The 20523-nt window shown below is 69.9% G+C and carries 16 protein-coding genes; 7 read left to right on the top strand and 9 right to left on the bottom strand.

Features of this window, described 5'->3' with window-relative positions:
- Positions 1-488 precede the first annotated feature (488 nt).
- Entirely contained in the window at positions 489-773 is a 285-nt protein-coding gene (locus tag OHV05_RS36095) for a hypothetical protein (RefSeq protein WP_331730254.1), read from the top strand.
- Positions 774-1828: 1055 nt separating this feature from the next.
- On the opposite strand, the gene OHV05_RS36090 is transcribed toward OHV05_RS36095, so the two are convergent.
- Both OHV05_RS36090 and OHV05_RS36085 read right to left on the bottom strand, forming a co-directional pair.
- A complete protein-coding gene (locus OHV05_RS36090) occupies positions 1829-2332 on the bottom strand; it encodes a hypothetical protein (protein WP_331730249.1) in 504 nt (167 codons plus the stop codon).
- A 646-nt stretch (positions 2333-2978) separates the two neighbouring features.
- The gene (locus OHV05_RS36085; RefSeq protein ID WP_405021639.1) at positions 2979-3212 is read right to left on the bottom strand and encodes a hypothetical protein; all 234 of its coding nucleotides are present in this window, start codon (positions 3210-3212) and stop codon (positions 2979-2981) included.
- Positions 3213-3451: 239 nt separating this feature from the next.
- Here OHV05_RS36085 and OHV05_RS36080 point away from each other — a divergent pair, with 239 nt between their 5' ends.
- Positions 3452-4450 (top strand): LuxR C-terminal-related transcriptional regulator, encoded by a 999-nt coding sequence (locus OHV05_RS36080; RefSeq protein ID WP_405021638.1) that lies wholly within the window; start codon positions 3452-3454, stop codon positions 4448-4450.
- A gap of 485 nt (positions 4451-4935) precedes the next feature.
- Positions 4936-6312, top strand: a complete 1377-nt coding sequence (locus OHV05_RS36075) for a lipase family protein (protein ID WP_331730238.1) — start codon at positions 4936-4938, stop codon at positions 6310-6312.
- Between the two features lie 428 nt (positions 6313-6740).
- Here OHV05_RS36075 and OHV05_RS36070 read toward each other — a convergent pair whose 3' ends face one another.
- Complete coding sequence (locus OHV05_RS36070; protein WP_331730237.1) at positions 6741-7100, bottom strand: hypothetical protein; 360 nt, start codon at positions 7098-7100, stop codon at positions 6741-6743.
- 443 nt (positions 7101-7543) lie between these two features.
- Here OHV05_RS36070 and OHV05_RS36065 point away from each other — a divergent pair, with 443 nt between their 5' ends.
- Positions 7544-7912 (top strand): ATP-binding protein, encoded by a 369-nt coding sequence (locus OHV05_RS36065; RefSeq protein ID WP_405021637.1) that lies wholly within the window; start codon positions 7544-7546, stop codon positions 7910-7912.
- A gap of 849 nt (positions 7913-8761) precedes the next feature.
- Complete coding sequence (locus OHV05_RS36060) at positions 8762-9922, top strand: hypothetical protein (protein WP_331730233.1); 1161 nt, start codon at positions 8762-8764, stop codon at positions 9920-9922.
- 68 nt (positions 9923-9990) lie between these two features.
- Here OHV05_RS36060 and OHV05_RS36055 read toward each other — a convergent pair whose 3' ends face one another.
- From OHV05_RS36055 to OHV05_RS36040, 4 genes are all read right to left on the bottom strand, one after another.
- The gene (locus tag OHV05_RS36055; protein ID WP_405021636.1) at positions 9991-10995 is read right to left on the bottom strand and encodes a terpene synthase family protein; all 1005 of its coding nucleotides are present in this window, start codon (positions 10993-10995) and stop codon (positions 9991-9993) included.
- A gap of 443 nt (positions 10996-11438) precedes the next feature.
- Positions 11439-12479 carry a hypothetical protein gene (locus OHV05_RS36050; protein ID WP_405021635.1) on the bottom strand — a complete coding sequence of 347 codons (1041 nt, stop codon included), beginning with the start codon at positions 12477-12479 and terminating at the stop codon, positions 11439-11441.
- A 559-nt stretch (positions 12480-13038) separates the two neighbouring features.
- Positions 13039-13566 carry a hypothetical protein gene (locus tag OHV05_RS36045; RefSeq protein ID WP_331730227.1) on the bottom strand — a complete coding sequence of 176 codons (528 nt, stop codon included), beginning with the start codon at positions 13564-13566 and terminating at the stop codon, positions 13039-13041.
- 472 nt (positions 13567-14038) lie between these two features.
- On the bottom strand, positions 14039-14461 hold the full coding sequence (locus OHV05_RS36040) for a hypothetical protein (RefSeq protein ID WP_331730225.1): 423 nt from the start codon (positions 14459-14461) through the stop codon (positions 14039-14041).
- Between the two features lie 410 nt (positions 14462-14871).
- On the opposite strand from OHV05_RS36040, the gene OHV05_RS36035 reads away from it, so the two are divergent.
- Complete coding sequence (locus OHV05_RS36035; protein WP_331730224.1) at positions 14872-17253, top strand: helicase-associated domain-containing protein; 2382 nt, start codon at positions 14872-14874, stop codon at positions 17251-17253.
- Positions 17254-17288: 35 nt separating this feature from the next.
- Here OHV05_RS36035 and OHV05_RS36030 read toward each other — a convergent pair whose 3' ends face one another.
- Both OHV05_RS36030 and OHV05_RS36025 read right to left on the bottom strand, forming a co-directional pair.
- A complete protein-coding gene (locus tag OHV05_RS36030) occupies positions 17289-18137 on the bottom strand; it encodes a MerR family transcriptional regulator (RefSeq protein WP_331730222.1) in 849 nt (282 codons plus the stop codon).
- A 175-nt stretch (positions 18138-18312) separates the two neighbouring features.
- Entirely contained in the window at positions 18313-19827 is a 1515-nt protein-coding gene (locus OHV05_RS36025; RefSeq protein WP_331730220.1) for a hypothetical protein, read from the bottom strand.
- Between the two features lie 130 nt (positions 19828-19957).
- On the opposite strand from OHV05_RS36025, the gene OHV05_RS36020 reads away from it, so the two are divergent.
- Entirely contained in the window at positions 19958-20287 is a 330-nt protein-coding gene (locus OHV05_RS36020; RefSeq protein WP_331730218.1) for a hypothetical protein, read from the top strand.
- The last annotated feature ends 236 nt before the right edge of the window (positions 20288-20523 follow it).

Raw genomic sequence — 20523 nt, 5'->3', positions numbered from 1 at the left:
CCTTCGGGTGTACGTGGGCCCAGCTGCCGCCGGGCGATTTCTGGTCGGCTACCGGGCGGGCGAACTCTGCCGCTCAATTCGTGCCGGGGGTCGGCTGACTGCGGCATGAACGCTTCTGCGGTTCGTGGGCACGCGGTCGCGAGGGTGGCGGGGGTGCCGATGGGGCGGTGGGACTGCTGGAGGCCCTGGAGCAGACGGTGCTGCGGTTCGCCGAGAATCCGACCGATCGCCAAGCGGCCGGGATGGTGGTCAGGGCGATACCGCCGTGGGGAGGGGTTGACCTCGGCCGGGGGCGAGCAGCGCACCGACTCCACACATATCATCAGCGCGGTGCGGGACTTGAACCGGCTTGAGCTCGCCGGTGAGAGCGTGCGCGGTGCTGGAAGCCCTGGCCACGGCCGTGCCGGCCTGGCTCGGGCGGGCGGGCGATGCCGGTGGCGGGGCTGCGGTACGCGGCCCGGGTTGACTCGTGGCGGTTGCCCTCGTCGATGACGAAGCGGGGCCGGCTGGCCGAGGTCCACGGCCAGGACGAGCTGTTCTGGTGCGGCTGCAAGGTCCACCTCACCGCGACCTGCGACGACAGCACCGACGGCGCCGCGGGCGGGGCCCGGACTCCGAACCTGGTCGAGGACGTGGCCACCACCTCCTCGACCGACGTGACCGCCACCGCCGGTATTCAGCAGCGCCTGGCCGGGCGCGGGATCAAGTCCGGCGAGCACTGCCTCGAGCTCCGGCTATCCCTCCGCCGCCCTGGTCGTCGTCGCCGCACGTGAGGGCACCACCATGATCACACCGCTGGCGGCCGACCACTCTCCGCAGGCCCGCGCCGCCGAAGGCTTCGACAGGAGCACCATCCGGATCGACCGGACGGCCCTCCAGGTCCGCTGCCCCGAGGGCCGCGCCAGCGCAGGGGGTACCCCGTCCAGCAGCACGGACGTGACGCCATCGTCATCGAGACCGCCCGTTCTGACTGCGGCTCCTGCCCCTCCCGCAACAAGTGCACCACCGTGGCCAGCGGCGATTGCATGCTCACCCTGCGGCCTGACCAACACCTCGAATTGAGCAGCGGAGTTCTTCTTGGTAGCGGTAGCGGCGCAAGCGGTGTTCGCGGGCAGCTCGTTCCAGGCGGACCGGGAGGTGCAGCCGTTGTCGACCAGGTGCCCGGCGAGCACCACTCCGCGATGCGTCAGGCGGGTGTGGATGCCGGGCAGGCCCTGGGCGTCGTTTCACGGACCGACTCGGTGACAAGCCCCAGCCGGGGCAGGCCGCACACTGCAGCCGGCCCCATGGGTGGAGGCGGTGCGTTGCGTGGTGCGCTCGGTGGCGAGTCCGGCCTCCTTCAAGCGGGCCAGCGCCAGATCCAGGAGGCGGTCGGCTCGGTTCACGGGGAGGTGCTTGCGTTGGTCGCTGAGTACGCCGTTGTGGAAGGCGGGATCGTCCAGCTCTATGGTCAGGGCGTATGTGAAGTCGGTGCGGCAGCGGACCGCCCGCTCGGCCTGATGGTCCGTCAGGCCGAGCAGGGACTGCGGTACGCATGCGGTGGGCCACTGGGCCACTGGGCCGACGGAGACCGGGACGGCCGTCGCACAGTCGGAGCGGGTACCTGCTTGCCGAAACGGGGAGGGACGGACAACGCGTACCTCACCACCGGGCCGACCCGTGCCACCAGTCGCGCGCCTGCCCACTGGTCACGCTGCCCGGCCACGCACCCCAAGATCACCCACGGAGGCAAGCCGCCGTAGGCGCCGCCCCCGCTGGCGTAGACGGGTTCGGACCGGTTCGGACCGGCTGCGATGCCGGGTCGAACCGGTCCGAACCCGGTGGGTGGTCAGCCGGGGACAACCGCGTTCCAGGTCAGCTCACGCTGGGAACCATGACGCCAACCGCGGGTGTGCACCGGGTCGGTACGGGGGTTGTTGAAACCGTCCTTGGCGTCGACGTTCTGCCCGCTGTCCCAGAAGGACTGCAAAGCCGACGCCCCCCAGCCCTCCTGGCCTCCCCACGACCACAGTTCGCCGTTCGCCCCCAGGCGTGAGGTGCCGGAGTCCTCCATCACCACGACGCCCTCGTTACCACCGGTGTAGGCCATGACCTCGTCCTTGGCCGGGTTGTACAGGGTGAACTGGCTGGAGGCGCCGATCACCTTCCACAGGCAGAAGGCATCGGGGTTAGCAGCGTCGACCTTCTTGAGCCAGACCCAGTCGTCGGTGGGGCTGGCGCACAGCGCGTAGCCGGAGAACGCGCCGCTCATGATCATCACCTTGGGAGTGGCCGCCTGGGCCGAGGCAACGGGCAGTGCGGTGAGCAGGGTGGCGGCGACACCCGCGGTCATGAGGGTGTTCCGCACGCTGCGGCGAGTGCGAGAGGCAAGCGTGGATCGCGTCATCGGAAGAGACTCCCTGTCAGATGGTTTGGTTGGACTTTTGGGAGGACGGGTTGTCCGCCCGCTTGGCGATTGGGCGGAGGTCCCGCAGTCGGGCTCGGATGGGTGCCACATGTCCGTGCGGGCGGAAGGGCCTGTGGTCCAAGCTCAGCCGCCCCAGGTCACGTCAACGGGAGGGGCCGCAGCGGGCTCCAAGCCGCCGGAGGGGGCCTGGTCGGCGACGACCACGCCTGTCCGGTGGGAAGTGTCCGACCAGGCCGCCGCAGCGACGGTTCCACCGCCGAGAGCGAAGGCGGCCGCAGCGGCGAGCGAAGCGATTGTCCTGAGCGTCATCGTTCCTCCTGTAGTGCGGTCGCCGTTTCCCGACGTCTACCTCGTGAGCCGGACCGGGCTGGCCGATGGCGGGATTCCAGGGATTCCCATGCCCGGGCCTACCAGTTCCTCCGGAGAGGACTGCCGTCCGCCGTTGCGGCTACTGCCATGACTGTGACGTGCCGCAACTGCGGGGGGAATGGGCTCGGGCTGGACGGATTAGGCGGTGGCATAAGAGGGCCAGGAAGGGCGGCGGGCATGGCGGATCGGGCGCAGGGCCCGTTTACTCCGCATCCCAGGGGCCTGGTACGAGCACCGCGCCGCAACTCACAACGCTGATGCCGCGCAGCGCGGGGTGGTCGGCGACGGCCCGGCGGCAGATTTCCAACGCGGTGTGCTCGGCTTCGGCCAGGCTGGGTGCGGCCATGAACAGGCCTACCACCGGACCTGGCACGTGGCTGTGATGGACGACGACGTGCTCGACCGGTTCCGCCAGGCAGGCGAAGGACGCGAACACGCGGGCGGCATCGGGTGGTAGCGATACAGCGCCGACTGAGCCCAGTCGGGCGTGGATGAGATACACGCTCGATCGTCGTACGGCAGCGTGAGTGCCACCAGCAAGCCGCGACGACCTGTTTAGGACATGGCATAAGTCGTCCAGCTGACGCAGACGTGTCAATCTCATAGGCTCCCTCCCTACAGAACTTGCACAACATGTGCGAGGAGACTGTTGCCCGTTCGACGAAAGGGGAGCCGGTGCTGGAAGACCTGGGCCTGGATACCGACGCGGAACGCGTCTACCGGACCATGCTCGCCTTGCCCCTGGAGAGCACGGTTGCAGACCTCGCCGCGCACACCAGCCTCACCATCCAGGACACCCGCGTTGCCCTCGAACGACTCAGTGCAATGGCCCTGGTCCACTCCTCGCAGACCGAGGACACAGGGTTCCAGGTGATTGGACCCGAGAAGGCGATGGAGATCCTCCTCGCCCGCCAGCAGGCGGAACTGGCCGCCCACCAGATGCGCGTAGAAGCCTCACGCGCGGCGGCTGCTCAGTTGATCGCGGAGTGCTCGGTGCTGCGCGCGACCCCGGTGAACAGCCACTTTGAGCAGCTGGTCGGTGCGGACGCGATCCGGGAGCGCCTTGTTCGCCTCGCCGACGAGGTCAAACGCGAGATCAACACCTTCGCTCCCGGCGGCGCCTACACCGAGGACGACCTGCAGGCCAGCCGTGAGCCGAACACCCAACTGCTGCAACGCGGGGTACGAATGCGGACGATCTACCTCGACAGCATCCGCAACCATCGGCCCACCCTCGAACACGCCGCCCGGCTCGGCGAACTGGGTGCACAGGTCCGCACGGTCCCGACCCTTCCCATCCGCATGATCATCGCGGACCGCGCCCAAGTGTTCCTGCCCCTGGACACCGACAACGCCCGCGCCGGCGCCGTTGTACTCGTCGGCACCAGCACGGTCACCGCCCTGAGCGCGCTGTTCGAGAGCGTCTGGGCCAAGGCAACGCCGCTCGGCGCCCCACCCAGCACGCCTCCCCAGCACATGCCTCCCCAGGAACGGGCCGCGCTGGAACTACTGACACGCGGGCACACCGACAAGGTGATCGCCAAACGCCTCGGCGTCTCCCCGCGCACCGCCCGCCGCATCGCCGCCGACCTGCTCGACCGACTGGGCGCCCGCAGCCGCTTTCAAGCCGGCGTCCACGCCGTCCAGGACGGCTGGCTCCCCACCAACCGGTAGACCGGTCATGGGCGGCGCCTTCACCGGAGCCCAGGTGGACCGGCCGACCACCTCCCGGATCCATGCCAGGGGACCGGACCTCGCCACGATGTCGACCGGTCGATGTCAGCCGTCCTGCGCCGGGCGGCCGACTGTGCGGCACTCCGCATGATCGACAGCAATGGCGCGGACCCGGTGGTCGTGGTTCACCTGGAGGCATGACGGCACGCCATGCCCCGACGGGTACGAGGTCTTGTCGCCGCCCTGTGCCCGGCCCTACCCTCTCGGTGTAACCGCCGGTAACTTCGCTCCCCGCCAGGAGAGTTCGGTACTACCGGCCAGCGGTTCACGGCCGCCGGGACACCCGGCGGCCCGATCCTGGTGCCCCGCCTCCCGTGCATCGCCGATGTCCCTGCACGCCGGGGCGGCGGCGCTCACCCCTGCCCGGAAGGTGACGCGCGGGACCGTCCGGTCCCTCCCCTCGACGTGTCAGGAGTAGGAAACCCATGCAACGACGTCTTCCCCGCACCGACCTGGCCTCTTCCCCGCCCACCCCGGGCCGGCGTCGGCTCGCCATCGCGGTGGCGACGCTGGTCTGCGCCGGCTTACCGACCCTCACCGCGACGGCGGCCGACGGCCCGACCGGGGCGGTTGTCTCCCGGGGCGTGACCATTCCCGCGTTCTACACGCCGCCGGGCGAACTGCCGGACCGCAACGGTGCGCTGGTCCGCCACGAACCGATGCCGCTCGGGCTCAGCCTGCCCGGCCTGGACGGACGCCAACTGCCGGGTACCGCGACCAGACTGATGTACCGCTCCACCGACTCCGCCGGGCAGCCCGTCGCGGTAACCGGCGCCTACATCGAGCCCCGGTCGGCCTGGCGGGGCGACGGCCCGCGCCCGCTGGTGGTGCTCGCCTCGGGCACCGTGGGCCAGGGTGACCAGTGCGCGCCCTCCTTCACCCTGGAGCACCCGCTCGTCCTGTCCGGCGAGACCGTCGCGTTCGGCTACGAGACCCTGGCCGTCTACCGCCTGCTGGCCACCGGTGCGGCGGTGGTGGTGACCGACTACGTCGGTCTCGGCGCCACCGAGCGGCTGCACACCTACGTCAACCGGGTCGACGAGGGGCACGCAGTGCTGGACGCGGCCCGCGCCGCGCTCGAGGTACCGGGTGCCTCGGTGACCTCAGAGTCCCGGGTCGGCCTGTACGGCTACAGCCAGGGCGGTGGCGCCAGCGCCTCGGCCGCCGAACTGCAGCCCTCCTACGCACCGGAGATCCCGCTCGCCGGGACCTACGCGGGTGCACCACCCGCCGACCTTGTCTCCGTGATGAAGGGTATCGACGGCAGCGCCTTGGCCGGTGCTCTGGCCTGGTCCATCAACGGCTTCGCCCAGTCCGACCCGGAACTCCGGGCAGTCGTCGACGCCAACGTCAACGCCACCGGCCGGGCAGCCCTGGCCGACGCCTCGACCATGTGCGTCGGCGACGCGCTGTTCGGCTACGGCTTCACCAGGAGCGGCAGGTGGACCACCAGCGGCAGGTCGGTCAGTGATGTCATCGCGTCCGACCCGGTGGCCCGTGCCGTCCTGGACCGCCAGCGCATCGGGCGGCTGACACCGGCCGGCCCAGTGCGGGTGGCGACCGGCACCCAGGACGACATCGTTCCGCACCAGCAGGCGCGCCAACTGGCTGTCGACTGGTGCCGCAACGGGGCCGATGTGTCCTATGACGCCATCGTGCTGCCGAACCTCGGTGACAAGATCCTCACCAACCACCTGGTGCCCGCGGTCACCGACCAGGGCACCGCCGTCGCCTGGCTGGCCGACCGCCTGGCCGGGAGGCCGTTCCACTCCAACTGCTGGACGATGCCGTTCCAGCCCTGACGGGCAGCCGGGTGCCGGGCCGGCGACGGCGCCGCCGCGGCGCTACCGGGCCGCTGTTGGTCATACCGACTGCCACCGCTGTGCCGTCACCCGGCCGACGGGTGCTCTGAAAAGGCTCACCTCCTGCTGGTACGAACCTCTGGTTGCGCCGGTCCGACCTGCGACGCAGGGAGCTGCTTCCGGCCCCACCCACCCGGGGGCTCTGCCTGCCTCCGGCTTCAGCCGGTCCCCGGGAGGACCGGCGGCGAGCCTTGCATCCCGCAAGAGCATCAGCGCTCAGGGCACGCACACCCACCTCATCGGTGCGGCCCGCTTGCAGCGGCGGACCTTCAGTGCGGCATCCAGGCGGCCAGCATGGCGGGCGGCAGCGAGCCGGACAGTCCAGCCGCCCGCGGTGCCGAACGGTCGGCTCACTGAAGCCACCGGTCTCACCCGGTGGTGCCTGGGCTGCGCCAGTGCGAAGCGAGTTCGATCTGCTGGGAGGTCAGACCGGTCTCCGCAGCGAGCTCCGCCGCACCGATCCCGCCGGGATGGCATCCCAGCGCCCGGGCCATCTTGCCCGCCCACAGCTCGGCCGCGACGAACGGCCGCCGGCGGTACTGCTTCACCAGTTCACTGAGATGGTCCTGCGAACACGCCGTCGCCAGCCGCCGGCCGTCCATCCGCGTGTCGTGGGTGTGGACGACCGAGGAGTCCGGAACTAGGGCGTACAGCTCGCTCCCGCCCCGGATCACCCGCCCGCATAGATCACACAGTTCCGGCAGTGCCACACCATCGTCATCGCTCACGCCCTATGTCTACCCCGCGCCGACCCCTGATGCCCCCGCCGGGCGGGGACATCAGGTACGTGTCCGTCCGCGGGCTGCGCTCCCTCCGCCGCTCACCCGACGCCGTGCTCGGCCAGTGCCGCGAGCTGACTGAGTGCCAGCTTCGCTCGGCGCCGGCTGATACCCGGCGAGCGACTCAGCCCCCATCGACGGACCTGATGCCTGGGGTCAGTGCTAGGGACAGCCCCCGATGCCTGGTCTGTCGGGTCGTCGTAGGACTGGAGGTGGAAGGACCCAGTCAGCGCTGGTTCGCCCCGAGCCCCCCGGATGTGATCGTCATGGACGCCACCGCCACCCGCAGCGGATCGATTGCCGACCCGGCGGGCACCATGACGGGTACCACCTCCGCGGTCCCAGGGGTTCGTCCCATTGCGCGGATCGGTGCACTGCCCTGCGTCTGGGGATTGCCGCGTCGGCCAGAGTCCGCCGGAACTGCCCGCCGCCTCGCCCGCACCGCCCTGGACGAGTGGGGCGTCGACGGCGGCCCCGCCGACCAGATCCTGCTCGTCGTCTCCGAACTCGTCACCAACGCCGTCGAGCACGCTCAGCCTCCCGTCGCCCTCCACCTCCACCGCCCCACCCCCGGCGGCACTCTGCGGGTCGAGGTCGACGACGGCGGCCCCGCCACTCACGAAGGCGCCTGGGCGGCCAGCTGCCGGCCGGAGGAATGCGGCCGCGGCACCAGCATCATCGACTCCCTGGCCACCACCCACGGCACCCGCACCTTGCCCCACGGCACCACCCACTGGGCCGACCTTCCCATTGCCGCCTGAACACCCGCGCCCCGGCTCGCCCCGTACTGGGCCGGGCTGCCAACTCCGGTCCGCCGCATCACCCCACCCCTCCCCGCCTGGGGACGTGGGTGGGCGGGCCAGGTCCATGACGCGGACCGCTACGCTCACTCCACGCCATGTTCGGCAGGCTGCGCCGTTCGACGAACCACGCGAGACAGCCAAGCCAAAGGCGGGCCGGCCGGTACAGCACACCGTCGCGTCGCCTCAGCGGCGGCCCTCGCGGCGACCAGCTCCTGGCCGGATCCGACGCAGACCGTCGGCAACAGGTACCGCTGCTCCGCCTCCAGCCCGGGCCGACCAGTTCGTTGCGGAGGACCCGCTGACCGTTGGTCACTCTCGGACACCGTCTCCACAGGCCGGGCGGGTGTGCCAGCCGGGCTGGCCGTCGTTGCCGTCGTTCTCCAGCAACCACGACCTGGTGGCAGCGGACGTCCGCTGCCACCCGACGGGTCAGGCCACGGGACCACCAGGTGACGCGCCAGCGGCCGCACTTCCCGCAGGGCGCGGTCCTCGCGTGCTCGTCGTTCGCAGAGAACTCCTCCTCGGCGTACGCAAAGCCGCCCTGCTGCCGACAGACCGGACAGCACGCCAGGTTGATGGCGACCGTTGAAAATCCCCACCCGGGCCGCGTTGATCGACGACAGGGTGTCAGACTTTGGGAACTACCCGAGAGCTAACCGCTCTTCAGTCCGCCTGGCCTGGGCCAGGTCGTGCCGGGTCCTTGAGGAACGACGGTGTGATCAAGAAGGTACTCGCCGGCACTGTGCGGGGGTAGCACGATGACGGGTCCGGCGACCAGCCGTTGGAGTGGGGAAGAGTCGGGGAGTCGTGACGGAGTCCGTGCGGGAGAAGGAGCCGTCGGGGCAGATACCGGAGTTCGTGCAGCTTGCTGCCGAGCGCGCCGCGCGCTATCTGAGTCTGTCCGTGGGGGACGGAGGGGCACCGTCGGCGGAACTGACACTGGACCCCGGGTTCGGGACAAGCTTCTCCGGTAACGACGCACGCGCGGTACTGCGGGAGCGTTTCGGCATTGACCCCGGCTTCGAGCTGTCGGGTGAGGCGTTCTCGGCCATGGTGACTCTGATGCTCCAGCCCCCTCCCGAAGATCGCGCGGGCAGGAGACGGGTGGCTCGGTTGGTCTCCCAGATAGAGACAGCCCGATGGAAGAACCGGTACCGGTTCTTCCCCCATGCCAACGGCTTCCCGGCGGACACCGACTGCACCGGGATGGCGGCCGGCGCCCTGTACGGACGCGGCCTGCTCTCCGCCGCCAGCCTCGACGCGTGCGTACGTGACCTCCTACAGGCAACCGCCCCGACCACCGCACTCCCCGGCCAAGCCCGTCCGAGCGACGACACGATCCTCGTCCCGGCGGTTCCCCTCGTCTACTGGGAGGACGACACCGAACCCGGCACCGGGCGCCGCGGGCGCAAACACGATGCCGTGGCCTGCGCGAACGCCCTCCACACCGTCCAGCTCAGCAACAGCGTGGCCGCACAGGCCGCAGAGTTCACCGGCGCCTCACACCGGTACCTCGCCGACCACCTGGCCTCCGGCCGTTACCTGGACGGCACCCGCTACTACCCCTCCCCGGACGCCTTCCTCTACGCCCTCTCCCGGCTCTGCGCACGCTTCCCCACAAGCGCGCGAGTCCTTTCCAACCCGCTTCACCAGGCCTTCAGCGAGCGCGAGGCGACTGCCTCCGCCGAGGCACTGGCCAGCAGGACGAGCAGTGCCCTGGACATCGCTCTTCGGACACTGACCGCAGACAACCTCTCCCGTACGGACGGCCAGGCCGAACGACGGCTGCTCCTCGCACAGGCGCAACGAGGGGACGGTTCGTGGCCTGCCTGCTCGTACTACCGAATGGGCCGGTTCCCCGTCTACTTCGGCTCCTCCTACCTCACCACCGTCTTCGCCCTGCAGGCCCTGCGCACGCGGGAGCACCCGGTGGTTGGCCGCGCGCGTGCCGCCTTTCCGCCGAGGTGACCGCTTCCTGACACGAGGCAGGGTCCGGGCGGTCCACGTCATGGCCGGTCCAGAGAGGTGGGCCAGGGTCAGAAGAGCTGGTGGGGCGCGGTGGCCGTGCCGGAATGACTCGCCGCGGCGGTGGTGTACCGGCCGGCCTGGGAGGGGTAGTCGAAGCAGCCGCGGACGAACTTCGCATAGCCGGAGGCACAGTCCAGCGTGTCCGTGCGGGCCTGGCCGGTGATCCGGGCCGCGTCGAGCTGGGCGGCGAGATCGCGTCCGGCGTCGAGCATGCGCCGCGCGCAGTCGGTGATCAGGTCACTGACCTGATCCACGGCTTCCTGGAGCGATGAGCCGTGGTGGTGCTGGACGAGGAGGACCGCGTTCTGGAACGCGCCCGCCTGCTGGTCCTTCTCCAGGGACCACAGGTCGTTGTGGAGCCCGACGTATTCGGCTGCGGCTTCCCGCAGGTCGCGGAAGCTGGAGAAGTGCCGCACCGTCTCTGGGAGATCGACCCCCACGGCGATCTCGACCACGTCGAGCCAGGTGTACGCGGCGGCGGAGACACAACGCTGGCGCCGGTATGCCGCCAGCGTCGGGACCCGCCCGGACAGCTGGTCGACAAGTCCCTGGTGGTAGGACCACAGGTAGGCCCGGATGTCGTCGCCGAGCATGCGCCGCCAGGCCGCCGATCTGCCCTCCACCAGGCGCCCCCACGTGCCGGCGAACGCCCGCGCCGACGCGAAGTCGCCTGCTGGGGCTCCGTCGAGGACAGTGAGGAAGGTGGCGAGAGCGGCCGCGCAGCGGACGGGGTCCTGACCGTCGGGGCCGTCGTCGAACTCGTCGTCGATGACGAAGGTCCACGTCGCCCACTGCGCGAGCAGCTCCAGGGCCTGCGGTGCGGCATCCGGATAGGCCAGCGCGGTGATCAGCGGGACCCGGGTCCGCTCAAGGGAACGCCGAGACTGCGCGGAGCGGCAGATGGCGGACTCGTCGAGCCAGGCATCGAGCGCGGTCTGCGCCCGCGCGAGATGGGGGCTCGGCTCGTGCGCGGGGAAGGGCAGACGGACTTCCGGCATGCGGATGCCGTCCATCCGGACCGGAGCCGGCCCGTCAGCCGCTCCGCTGAGCAACGCCGTCTCCACAGCTGTGTCGTCCCGCACCGGACATCCCCTCCGTCATCCACGCCAAGGCCCCCGTCAGCGTACGGTGCACCACCAGCGCACCCAGCGGTGCGGGCCCAAAGGCTGGGACCGGCCGCTGACGGGGGACGAACATCGGAGGTGAGAGCCACTGGCGAGCGACACCGAAGACGCCGTTGAGGGTTCGGAGCGGGCGCGGTCACCGACCGGGGGAGAGGCGCTCCCGCAGATGCCAACCCGGCACGCAAGTCCCGTCGGCCGCCTGGCGGACGTGGCCAGTTACGCAGGGCGGGCCGCAGAAAGAGCACGCCCCGCCCGCTCCCGGACCAACCACGGCCCGGCCGAGAGCCGCTCGCCCAACCCCCAGAGCCTGGCATCGGCCACCTGGACGGCCGCTACGCCGCTCCGGGACGCCCGGCCGCCGTGTAGAGGCCACGCTCGGGCCGCTGAGCGCGCTCGGCCCTGGTGAGCCGCTCCAGCATGGTGCGAATCGCATTGATATTCCCCGCAGCGGACTCCAGACCCAGTTGTTCGGCCACCTCGTGGGCACGAAGCGGGACCTCGGCCCGGGACAGCACCGCCAGGACGCTGTCGGCATCAGTGACCTGTCGCCTGCCAGCCGCCACAGGCGCCGCCGCCCCGACGCCAGGAGTGTCACCGGCGGGGCCCGGCTGCGCCGCCGTCTTCTTGGCCGCACCCGTCCGCTTCGCCGCGGCCTTCGGGCTGGTGTCTGCGGCTGCCTTCCGGGTGGTCTTCGCCGTGGTGGGGGCCGAGGCTTGTGGTTCCCGCGCGGGCGCGGCCTTCTTGGCCGCACTCGTCCGCTTCGCCGCAGGCTTGGGACCGGAGGCCTCTGCGGCTGTCTTTCGGGTGGTCTTCGCCGTGGTGGGGGCCGAGGCTTGTGGTTCCCGCGCGGGCGCGGCCTTCTTGGCCGCACTCGTCCGCTTCGCCGCAGGCTTGGGACCGGAGGCCTCTGCGGCTGTCTTTCGGGTGGTCTTCGCCGTGGTGGGAGCCGAGGCTTGTGGTTCCCGCGCGGGCGCGGCCTTCTTCGCCGCGCCCGCCCTTTTGGCCGCCGCCTTCTTGACGGTCCTCTTCCCGGCCACGGTCGGCGCAGCCGGCCTCCTGGCCGCTGGGGGCGCCTGGAGCGGCCTGGCCGCTTCGCCGGGCTCCCGCACGGCCCCGGCCGGGGGGAGCCCGGCGGGCGGCTCTGTCTGCCCAGCGAGGGGAGTGCCGGAAAGTACTCGCAGCCCCTCAAGGGCCTTGGTGATGCCGTCCTGCTCAGCGGTAACGGCGGCGAGCTCCGCTTCTGCCTGCCGCCGTCGCTCCCGCACACCGGGCAGCTGCGCTTCCAGCAGGGCGATCGTCGCACCCACGCCATTGTCCGTGCCGAAGGTTCTTCCGTTTCCCACAATCACTCCCATTGCGTCGTCGTCAATCACCGTGCCAGCGAATCTACGGCTCACCAGGGTGGCCGTAGGGCGTTTGCAGGAACGGCACACCACAGGGAGCGCACCAACCTGGCCCAGTGGTCTGACGATACGTCACTGCGCAAAGCTGCATCATGAGTCTGATTGAGCGGTTGTGGTGTGGGGCAGCGTCCCAACCTCCGGACGACGCGTTCCGGGGCGGGCAGAAGCAGCTGGTTTTCTCCCGAGCCCAGTTCAGTCTGGCGCCGTCCTTTCCCGGGAGAGGAACCCCAAAGGGGGAGCAAGAAGTCTGGCCCCCGACCTTCAGCGGAACGGAGGCCTGGGGTAGCACCTCAGCCGTTCACGAGGGCGAGGCCGCCTACCGGTTCTCCGCCGCACTTCGCGGGGCGGAACTGACCGGGAGATTCTGGGAGTGCGGGGATCCTGGCCTTCCGGATCGCTGGGTCCGTACCGTCCTCATGCTGGTGTCCGTGCACGGTATGGGGCGAGCGCTCGCGGTTCGGTGAGCCTGGCCGCCGCAGTGAATTGGTGCGCTCTTGGGCGCCCGGGTGACCCGGGTCGCCTGCCGTGCTCATTCGAGGTGCTCTGAGTTCATCACCTGGCGGGCCGAGCGGAAGAGCGGGGCCTGCTGATACTTGTGCGGCTGGCTGCCTTCGGCGGCCAGGGTGAGGGCGTCGTCGAGGATGTCGAGGAGCACGGTCAGGTCCGGTGCGAGGTCGATCAGGGCGGTGACCGGGGCGGCCTGGGCGAGCGCGCTGATGGCGGCCAGGGCCACCCGCTCGGGTGCAGCCAGGTCAATGGGGTTGCCGCTTTCCGGTGACGGGAGAAGCAGCAGGACCGACATCTCGGCCTCGGTCTCGTCATCGAGAGGTTCGTCCAGGGTGACGGTGGCCAGGAGTACTTCGACCGCACTGCCGAAGGCTTCCAGGGCTTCCCGGTGGCAGGGGTCGCTCTGGCGGCGGGCGAGGGCGCCGGTCCAGGCCCGGATGCGGCTGCCGGTCCCGGCGGCGCGGGTCAGAACCCGCTCCTCCCTCGTAGCCGGCGCCGGGCCTGAGTTGTCTACGGGATCCTGGCAGAGGTGCAAGGCAGTGACGGTCATGACCAGTGCAACGAGAAACACTCGTGTGAGTGACGGCCCATCAGCACTTCACATCTTCACACTCCGGGAGAGTCACAGCCTGCGCCACCCGCGCCCCACGTGTAGTCGAACGAAGCCTCGGGGGGGCATCTGCGGCAGCGCAGGCCGTGACTACGATTCGCTCTCCGCCGGCTCCGAAGTCATGATCCACATCGCCCTGATCGACGACCACGCCATGCGCACAACGGACGAGACCACACCAACCTGACAAGGAACCTGCTGCGGTACAAAGGGTAATCCACCCGTATCAGACGTCTTCGGGAGCTCATGACACCCTCATGGAGGGTCCGCTGGTCAAGTTGTCCCCAGCAGTGAGCGGTGCAGCTCCAGGGTGAGGAGTGCCCTGGCCGCCGACGTCAGCCAGTTCGGACCGCAGGTCGAGCCTTCCGGGACTGTCGGGTGTCGGGCTTTCGACAGTAGGCGGAACCGCTGCCTACGACTCATCGAGGTCGTCGGCATAGTCCGGATCGTGTTCCTCCGGGCTGTCGTCCGACCAGTCGTCCGCATCTGCGTCCCACAGGTAGACCCTCGGCTCGGCTGGCGGCTGGTGGATCGTGACCTGCTGGGTCTGCGCGTTCAGCTCGACCTCGGGCTGGTCATCGAACGACCGGTCGGCTGGCCATACCCTGATCCGGGCAAGGACCCGCTTGGGGTGCTCGGGCGCCGACAGGTGCAGCCGCCTGGCCGAAGCCTCGAACTCGCGATTCAGCGCCTCGTCGCCCACCGCCTCCGCCCACAGCTGGCGAGCACGGGCCCGGGCGTCGGCCGCCTGGACCGCCTCGGAGTCGCGCAGCGTGAACTCCAGCAGTGGATGGGCGGGGTAGCGCCAGAGCTTCTCATGTATGAAGAGCGGCATGCGGCACCTCGTTGATTGGGTCGTCTCTCGAGCTTGCAGTCGCCGGGTGCGCGCTGCATCCGGAGCAGCGTATGCACGGGCACCATGCGGAGTCCGGGAGCTTCCCTCGAGGGCTGGCGGGTGATCGGCTTAGGTCCTGGTGGCCAGCCCCTGGACGTGGTGGTTGCCCAGTTCCGCAAGGCGCAGGGGCGTTGCCAGGGCACTGCGTGCCTAAAAGATCAAGGTAAAGACGGGAGGAGTCCAGGCATGTGGAACATCACGACGCACCGTCCCCGGGCGACCGCCAGGCCGGCCTGAATCCGTTCAATGTCCGGGCGCCGACCCTTCATGCCCACGGGTGGCTCGCCGATAGCAGAGCCGGGACACGATTCCTCCACGCAGCGGTGTCCTTCACGATTAAGATCAGCCGGGTGAAGAGCGCGACCGCCCTGAAGACCTGGCTCGCTGGACGTACTTCTGAACAGCTCACCGTGTTGTTGACCTTGCGCTCGTTGCCACAGGCCGCCGGATACGGGCAGGGCCTGCGCACACTGGGCCAGCTTGCCGACCACCTTCTATCGGACCTCTCTGTCGGTCGTGGGCTGGGTTCTCTGAACACCGGCGAGTTGGGGCTTCTGGCAGCTGTAGCCCAGCTCGCTGACAAGGAGCATGGGCCTGCGCCCAGCGGGCCCGCACCATCTCACGGCTATGCGCCCCGGCAGGCCCCCCAACTGGATCCGGCAAGCCGCTCTGTGCCGCGCGCCGAGCTCCTGCGGCAGCTGGCACCCGACGGGACAGCGCGGGCCGCCATCGAGGAGACGCTCGAACGCCTGGCTGAGCGGGCGCTGATCCTGCCCCCACACAAGGGGAAGGTCGCGGTACCTGCGCTCCTGCACCATCGCACCGCAGAGCTCCAAGGCTACGGTCGTCCCGCCGCCCTGCTCCTCACCGATGCCTTCAACGCTCCCGAGGTCCACGCGGTCGCCGATCGGCTGGGTGTCGGCAGGGACACGACCCGTGATGGTTCCCAACGCAGGGTCATCGCCTTTCTCCAGGACGCCGGGAAGGTGAGGGAGCTTGCCGCCCAGGCCCCGCCCGCGGCCCGGGATCTGCTCGACAAACTGGTACCGGGCCCCCCACTGCTACGAACGCGTTGTTTCGTAACCCGGTACGGCTACGCCGGCCCGAACAGCAAGTTCGCCCTGCGCCCCGGCGGTTCCGGGGACCCGGGGACCGACTGGCTGGCCGAGCACGGTCTGGTGCTGCCTGTCGGAACCGACCTCGCCGAGCTGCCGTACGAGATCGCCCACGCCCTGCGCGACAGTACTGCCCCTGTCCTGCACCTCACCCCGCCGGTCCTCACCCACACCACGCCGCTGCCCGGCAGCGCGGACGGCCAGGCACAGGCTGCGGCAGGAACCGCCGCCTGGCAGGCCGAGCTCGTCGTGCGCGCCGTGGCCGCGCAGCCGCTGGCGATCCGCAAAGCCGGTGGCATCGCCGTCCGTGACACCAGGAGGGTCGCCAAGGACGCTGGAATCAGTGAGGAGCAGACCCGTCTGTGGCTCGACCTCGCCTCCAACGCAGACCTGCTCGGCTCCCGCCAGGACCATGCGCCCGTCCTCGCCCCGCGCGGTCGCGGTCGCAAACAAGCCCCCGAGCCACCGGTCCGGCTGCTGCCGACCCCCCGCTACGACACTTGGATCACCATGCCTCCCGCCGAGCGGCTCCTGCCGCTGCTGGCCACCTGGGGCGTCGTGCCTGAGATCTTCACCTACTGGCCCGAGGACGACAACCAGAGCCCCGTCGCACTGGTCTCACCCACCGACACGATGGCAGCGGTACTGCGCCGAGGCATCATCGATGCCCTTGCCACTATCCCCGCCGGCCACGGCATCACCCCACGCGGACTTGATGACCTGCTCGACTGTGCGGTCTGGTTCCGACCCGCGCTGACGCCGTTCATGGGCACCCAGCACCTTCGGTCAAGGGCCGAGGCCACTCTCGCCGAGGCCGAACTGCTCGGTGTCACAGCCCACGGCGCACTCACCTCCACCGGACATGCTCTCCGCGCCCTGCTGCACACCGGGGCCGTACTTCACTTCCCCGCCGTCCCAGGTGCAGGACCTGACCTGACCGACCACCCGTCACTCGCCAACGCCGTCCGCAACCTGCGACAGGTCCTCGGAGCGCTGCTGCCCGCTCCACGCACCACCGCCCGTTTCCAGGCCGATCTGACCGCCACGGTCACCGGCGCCGCAACCTCCGATCTCACCGACCTGCTCACCACCTGCGCAGAGCGCGAATCCGAAGGACACGCCACCGTCTGGCGAATCACTCCCACCTCGTTGCGCCGCGCATTCGACACCGGCCTGGACGCCGACACCATCCTGGAACGTCTAACCGACGTCAGCGAAGGCGGTACCGCGCTGCCCCAGCCCCTCACCTACACCGTCAAGGACATCGCCCGTGCCCACGGCCGTCTGCGCGTGGTCAGATCCGCCTGCTGCATCCGCTCGGACGACGAACACCTCATCACCGAGGTCGCCCACACCAGAGGTCTCACCAAACTGGGCCTGCGCAAGATCGCTCCTACTGTGCTGATCAGCACTGCACCCCCCAAAGACACGCTCGCCGCACTGCGCGCGGCCGGATACACGCCAGTACTGGAGGCCGAAACCGGCACGACGGTACTGGAGCGAGCTCCCCAGGAACGCGCCGAACCCAAGATGCCCGAATTGGCGCAGGCCCACCCCCACTACGGGCCTGGCCCGGCGACCGCCGCCGCCCTCGCCGCCGCGCTGATGCACCAGTAGGAGGGCGCTTCCTCGAGGTCACGGGTGGGGGAGGGTCACCAGAAGCGTGGTTGGGCGGGGATGGTCTCCAGGTCGGTGAGGACCAGTTCGCGGTCCTCGTCCTGGGTGATGTCCTCGGCGGCGGCCAGGGCCTGCTCGGTCCAGGTGCGGGCCTGGTCCTTGTCGCCGGCCACCGCGTGGGCGCGGGCCAGGGATTCGTATGCGTAGGCCAGGTCCCAGTCGCCGATTCGGTGGGCCTGACAGATCTCCATGCCGCGTCGGGCGTGGTGCAGGGCGGGTTCGGCGCGGCCCAGTACGGAGTAGACGCGTGAGCACTGCCACTCGCCGCGGCTGAGGTTCACCGGGGCTCCGACCTGGCCCCAGTGGTAGCGCGAGGCGTGCGCCATGTGCAGCATCCGGTCGTCTTCCTCGGTGCTGCGTTCCTCCTTCTCGAGCAGTCGCCATACCCCGTTGAACAGGTCGACGGCCATTCGCCGTTCGTCGCCGGTGGCAGTGTCTGTGTCCTGCTGGTCCTGGTCGGTCATCGCTGTGGTGACTCCGTCCTCGATGAGATGGTCGGTGCGGTGGAGGTCGCCCCGGACCCGGTCCAGACGTGCCTGGAGCCGACGCCGGTGCTGGGTCAGGACCTGCTTGACGGCGGCCTCGTCGTCCGGGGCGGCCAGACACACGCGCACCTGGTCCAGCGGCACGTCGACCGAGCGCAGGAGCCGTACCAGTCGCGCTGGCGCGACCTGCTCGGCGCTGTAGAGCCGGTACCCCGTGTCGGGGTCGACCACAGCGGGCGCCAACAACCCCACCCGGTCGTAGTGCCGCAGGGCCTTCGCGGTCAGGCCGACACGGCGTGCCAGCTGACCGACCGTGATCAGCTCAGGTCCATCCACCATGCCCCGAACCTAGAACCTTGCCCCGCGGCAACCTCAAACGCAGCCCCGGCGTCCGGCGGCAGACCACCCGCGAGCCTCATTCCGTATGGAGTTCCCCCGAGTTGTCCGGACAGCGACCGCAGGCGTGCGATCTCGTGCGGTCGCCCCGTCGGGTGGCCGGGTTAACGGCCCGCAGTCAGCGGCGTCCCACCGAAGGCCTCGTCCTGGCACGGAGGAGAGTGGCTCGGGTGAGCTCGGTCCCTGGCTTGTGCTCCTCGCTGAAGAGGGCGGTGAGGCCGGCCGGAGCATCCTGCCAGTGATTCCGGAGGGTAATGGGTGCGCTCAGGTTGTCCAGGAGCAGGTTGACGACGTGGGCTGCCTCGGTGGGCCGGTCGCCCCATCCGTCGCCCCACCACAGGTGTTCGTTGGGTGTGCAGGGAGCGGGGTGGACCTGACCGTCGGCGGTGGTGATCCACACGGTCCCGTCCAGGACAACGGAGGCCAGCTCGCCCCGGCCGGCTGGAAGGGAGAGCGGGGCGTAGAACAGCCACTTGGCGCGATTGTCCCCGTCGTCCTTGGTCCGGACGGCCGGCATGTCGGTCAGGGGATCGGTGAAGAATGCCTTGACGGCTTTGCCTTCGGCGAGGGTCGCGTGTGCGGCGGTCGGGTCGCACATGGTGAGCCTTCGCGTCCACCATTCCACGATCGTGTTGTCCATTGCGCGGACATCCGTGAAGCGTCCGTAGGGCAGCAACGTGGAATCCCAACCCAGAGCGATATGTGTGGCTGCGACGGCGTCGGGCTGGCTGCTGCGGGCGATTTCCCTCCAGCCAGCTCGCCGAAGGTCGTTGTCTTCCAGGACGTCGATGGGGTGTGCGGTGGCGACGTGCTTCGCCGCGATGATGATGGGGGTGGGCGAGAGACCTGGGCGCTGCTTGCCGAAGATCTCGATTTCCATCTCAACCTTGCCGACCCGCTGGTTGCGGATGACGTTGGCCATGTCGGTCAGCACGGCGCGGGCTTCCACGCTGAAGCCGGGGGTGTGCGCCGCGAGCCGCAGTGCGGTCTCCCGGTCGTCTGCGGGAAGGTCTGCGGTGACGGCCGGGGCGCCCGGGGACCACATGCGGATGACGGCGGGCCGACGCAGCAGCCCGGGCCACCAGGGGAGTGGCTGTCCGGCGAGCGCGACGGCGGTGCCCCAGGAGGCTTCGTACTCGATACTCGGCTGGGCGGTGTCGGCCGCGACCAGGGCGGGGCCGGAGTAGCCGATATCGCCGTACAGGGCGCACACGGTGGTGATCTCGTGGTTGCGTTCGGTGGCCAGTTCAGTAGCCATCGCTGAAGCGGCGCCGCGCTCGGTGGTGTGGAGCATGCGGATGACGCCGATTGCGGTGTGCCAGTCACTGGCGGGACCAAGAGGGGTGTCGCGGTAGCCGAGGTGCTGCCCAGGTCCGCGCTGGGCGGGGAGTGGCCGGGCCAGGACGGCGCCGCGGTGTCGGAACTGCGGGGTTTCGGCAGCCCACTCGTAGACGGCGGTGCCGTCCCAGATCTGTCCGGCGTCGGTGTCGGCGTCGAAGGCGTTGCGGTGGGGGTGCCTCTCGGGGGCGGGGAAGTTCTGGTGCTGCTGGGGCAGCCGCCACATGCCGATGGAGGTTATGCCGAGCAGGTCCTGGATCTCCGCTTTGCTGAGGTATGTGGTGCTGACGCCCATGCCACTCCTTGTGTCTATGAGATCGCGCTCCGCCATATTCAAGCACCGCGCTACGGAGCGCTGCGGGGATTCCACAATTCGCAGCTGGAGTAGGCCACGCTCGGACAGTGCGTCTCGCGCGGGGGCGGAGTTGGAAAAGCGGCGCCGCCCAGACTCCCAGGTCGCCATCAAGTTCCGCGACACCATCCGCGCCACCCCCAGTACCACCGCGACAAGCGAGCTTTCCGGCGAGGACCCGCCGATGAGCCCGGGCTGGGCCGGGCTCGTCGCCCGCTGCGGAAACACCACTGCCGCCGGGCATCCCCCGCGCGCCGCTCACGCCTGGTTCCACAAGAAGGACCGGGCCCAGGCCGGCAAGGTCGGTGCCCAGACGCCTGCCCGCTGGCACCCCTTCGCCGCCGAACCGATTTGGGGGCAAGCCAATGCGTGGCTGCCGGTAGCGCCCGATCGTTCCCGGTGACCTGTCAGCCTGTTGGTCGGAAGCTGCACCGAGCGCCTGCGGAAGCCGGCTGAGTCGTCCTGCTCTGGCCCCGTTTCGCGGTTCCTGGGGACGACCGTCCCGGGGGTCGGGCCGATGCCGGTGGCATCCTCGGCGAACAGGTCCCTGCGGGCGGGCGTGATGTGCGGGTCTTGTGGTTCTCACCTGCTGGAAACGTGCCGGGGGCTGTTCCGCGCGGACTTTTGCGGGCAGACTTC

Origin of the sequence: Kitasatospora sp. NBC_00070 (assembly GCF_045041205.1) — a bacterium.
In the GTDB taxonomy this organism is placed as follows: domain Bacteria; phylum Actinomycetota; class Actinomycetes; order Streptomycetales; family Streptomycetaceae; genus Kitasatospora.
Note: the sequence above shows the minus strand (reverse complement) of the source record. Positions and strands in the feature narration are given on the sequence as shown.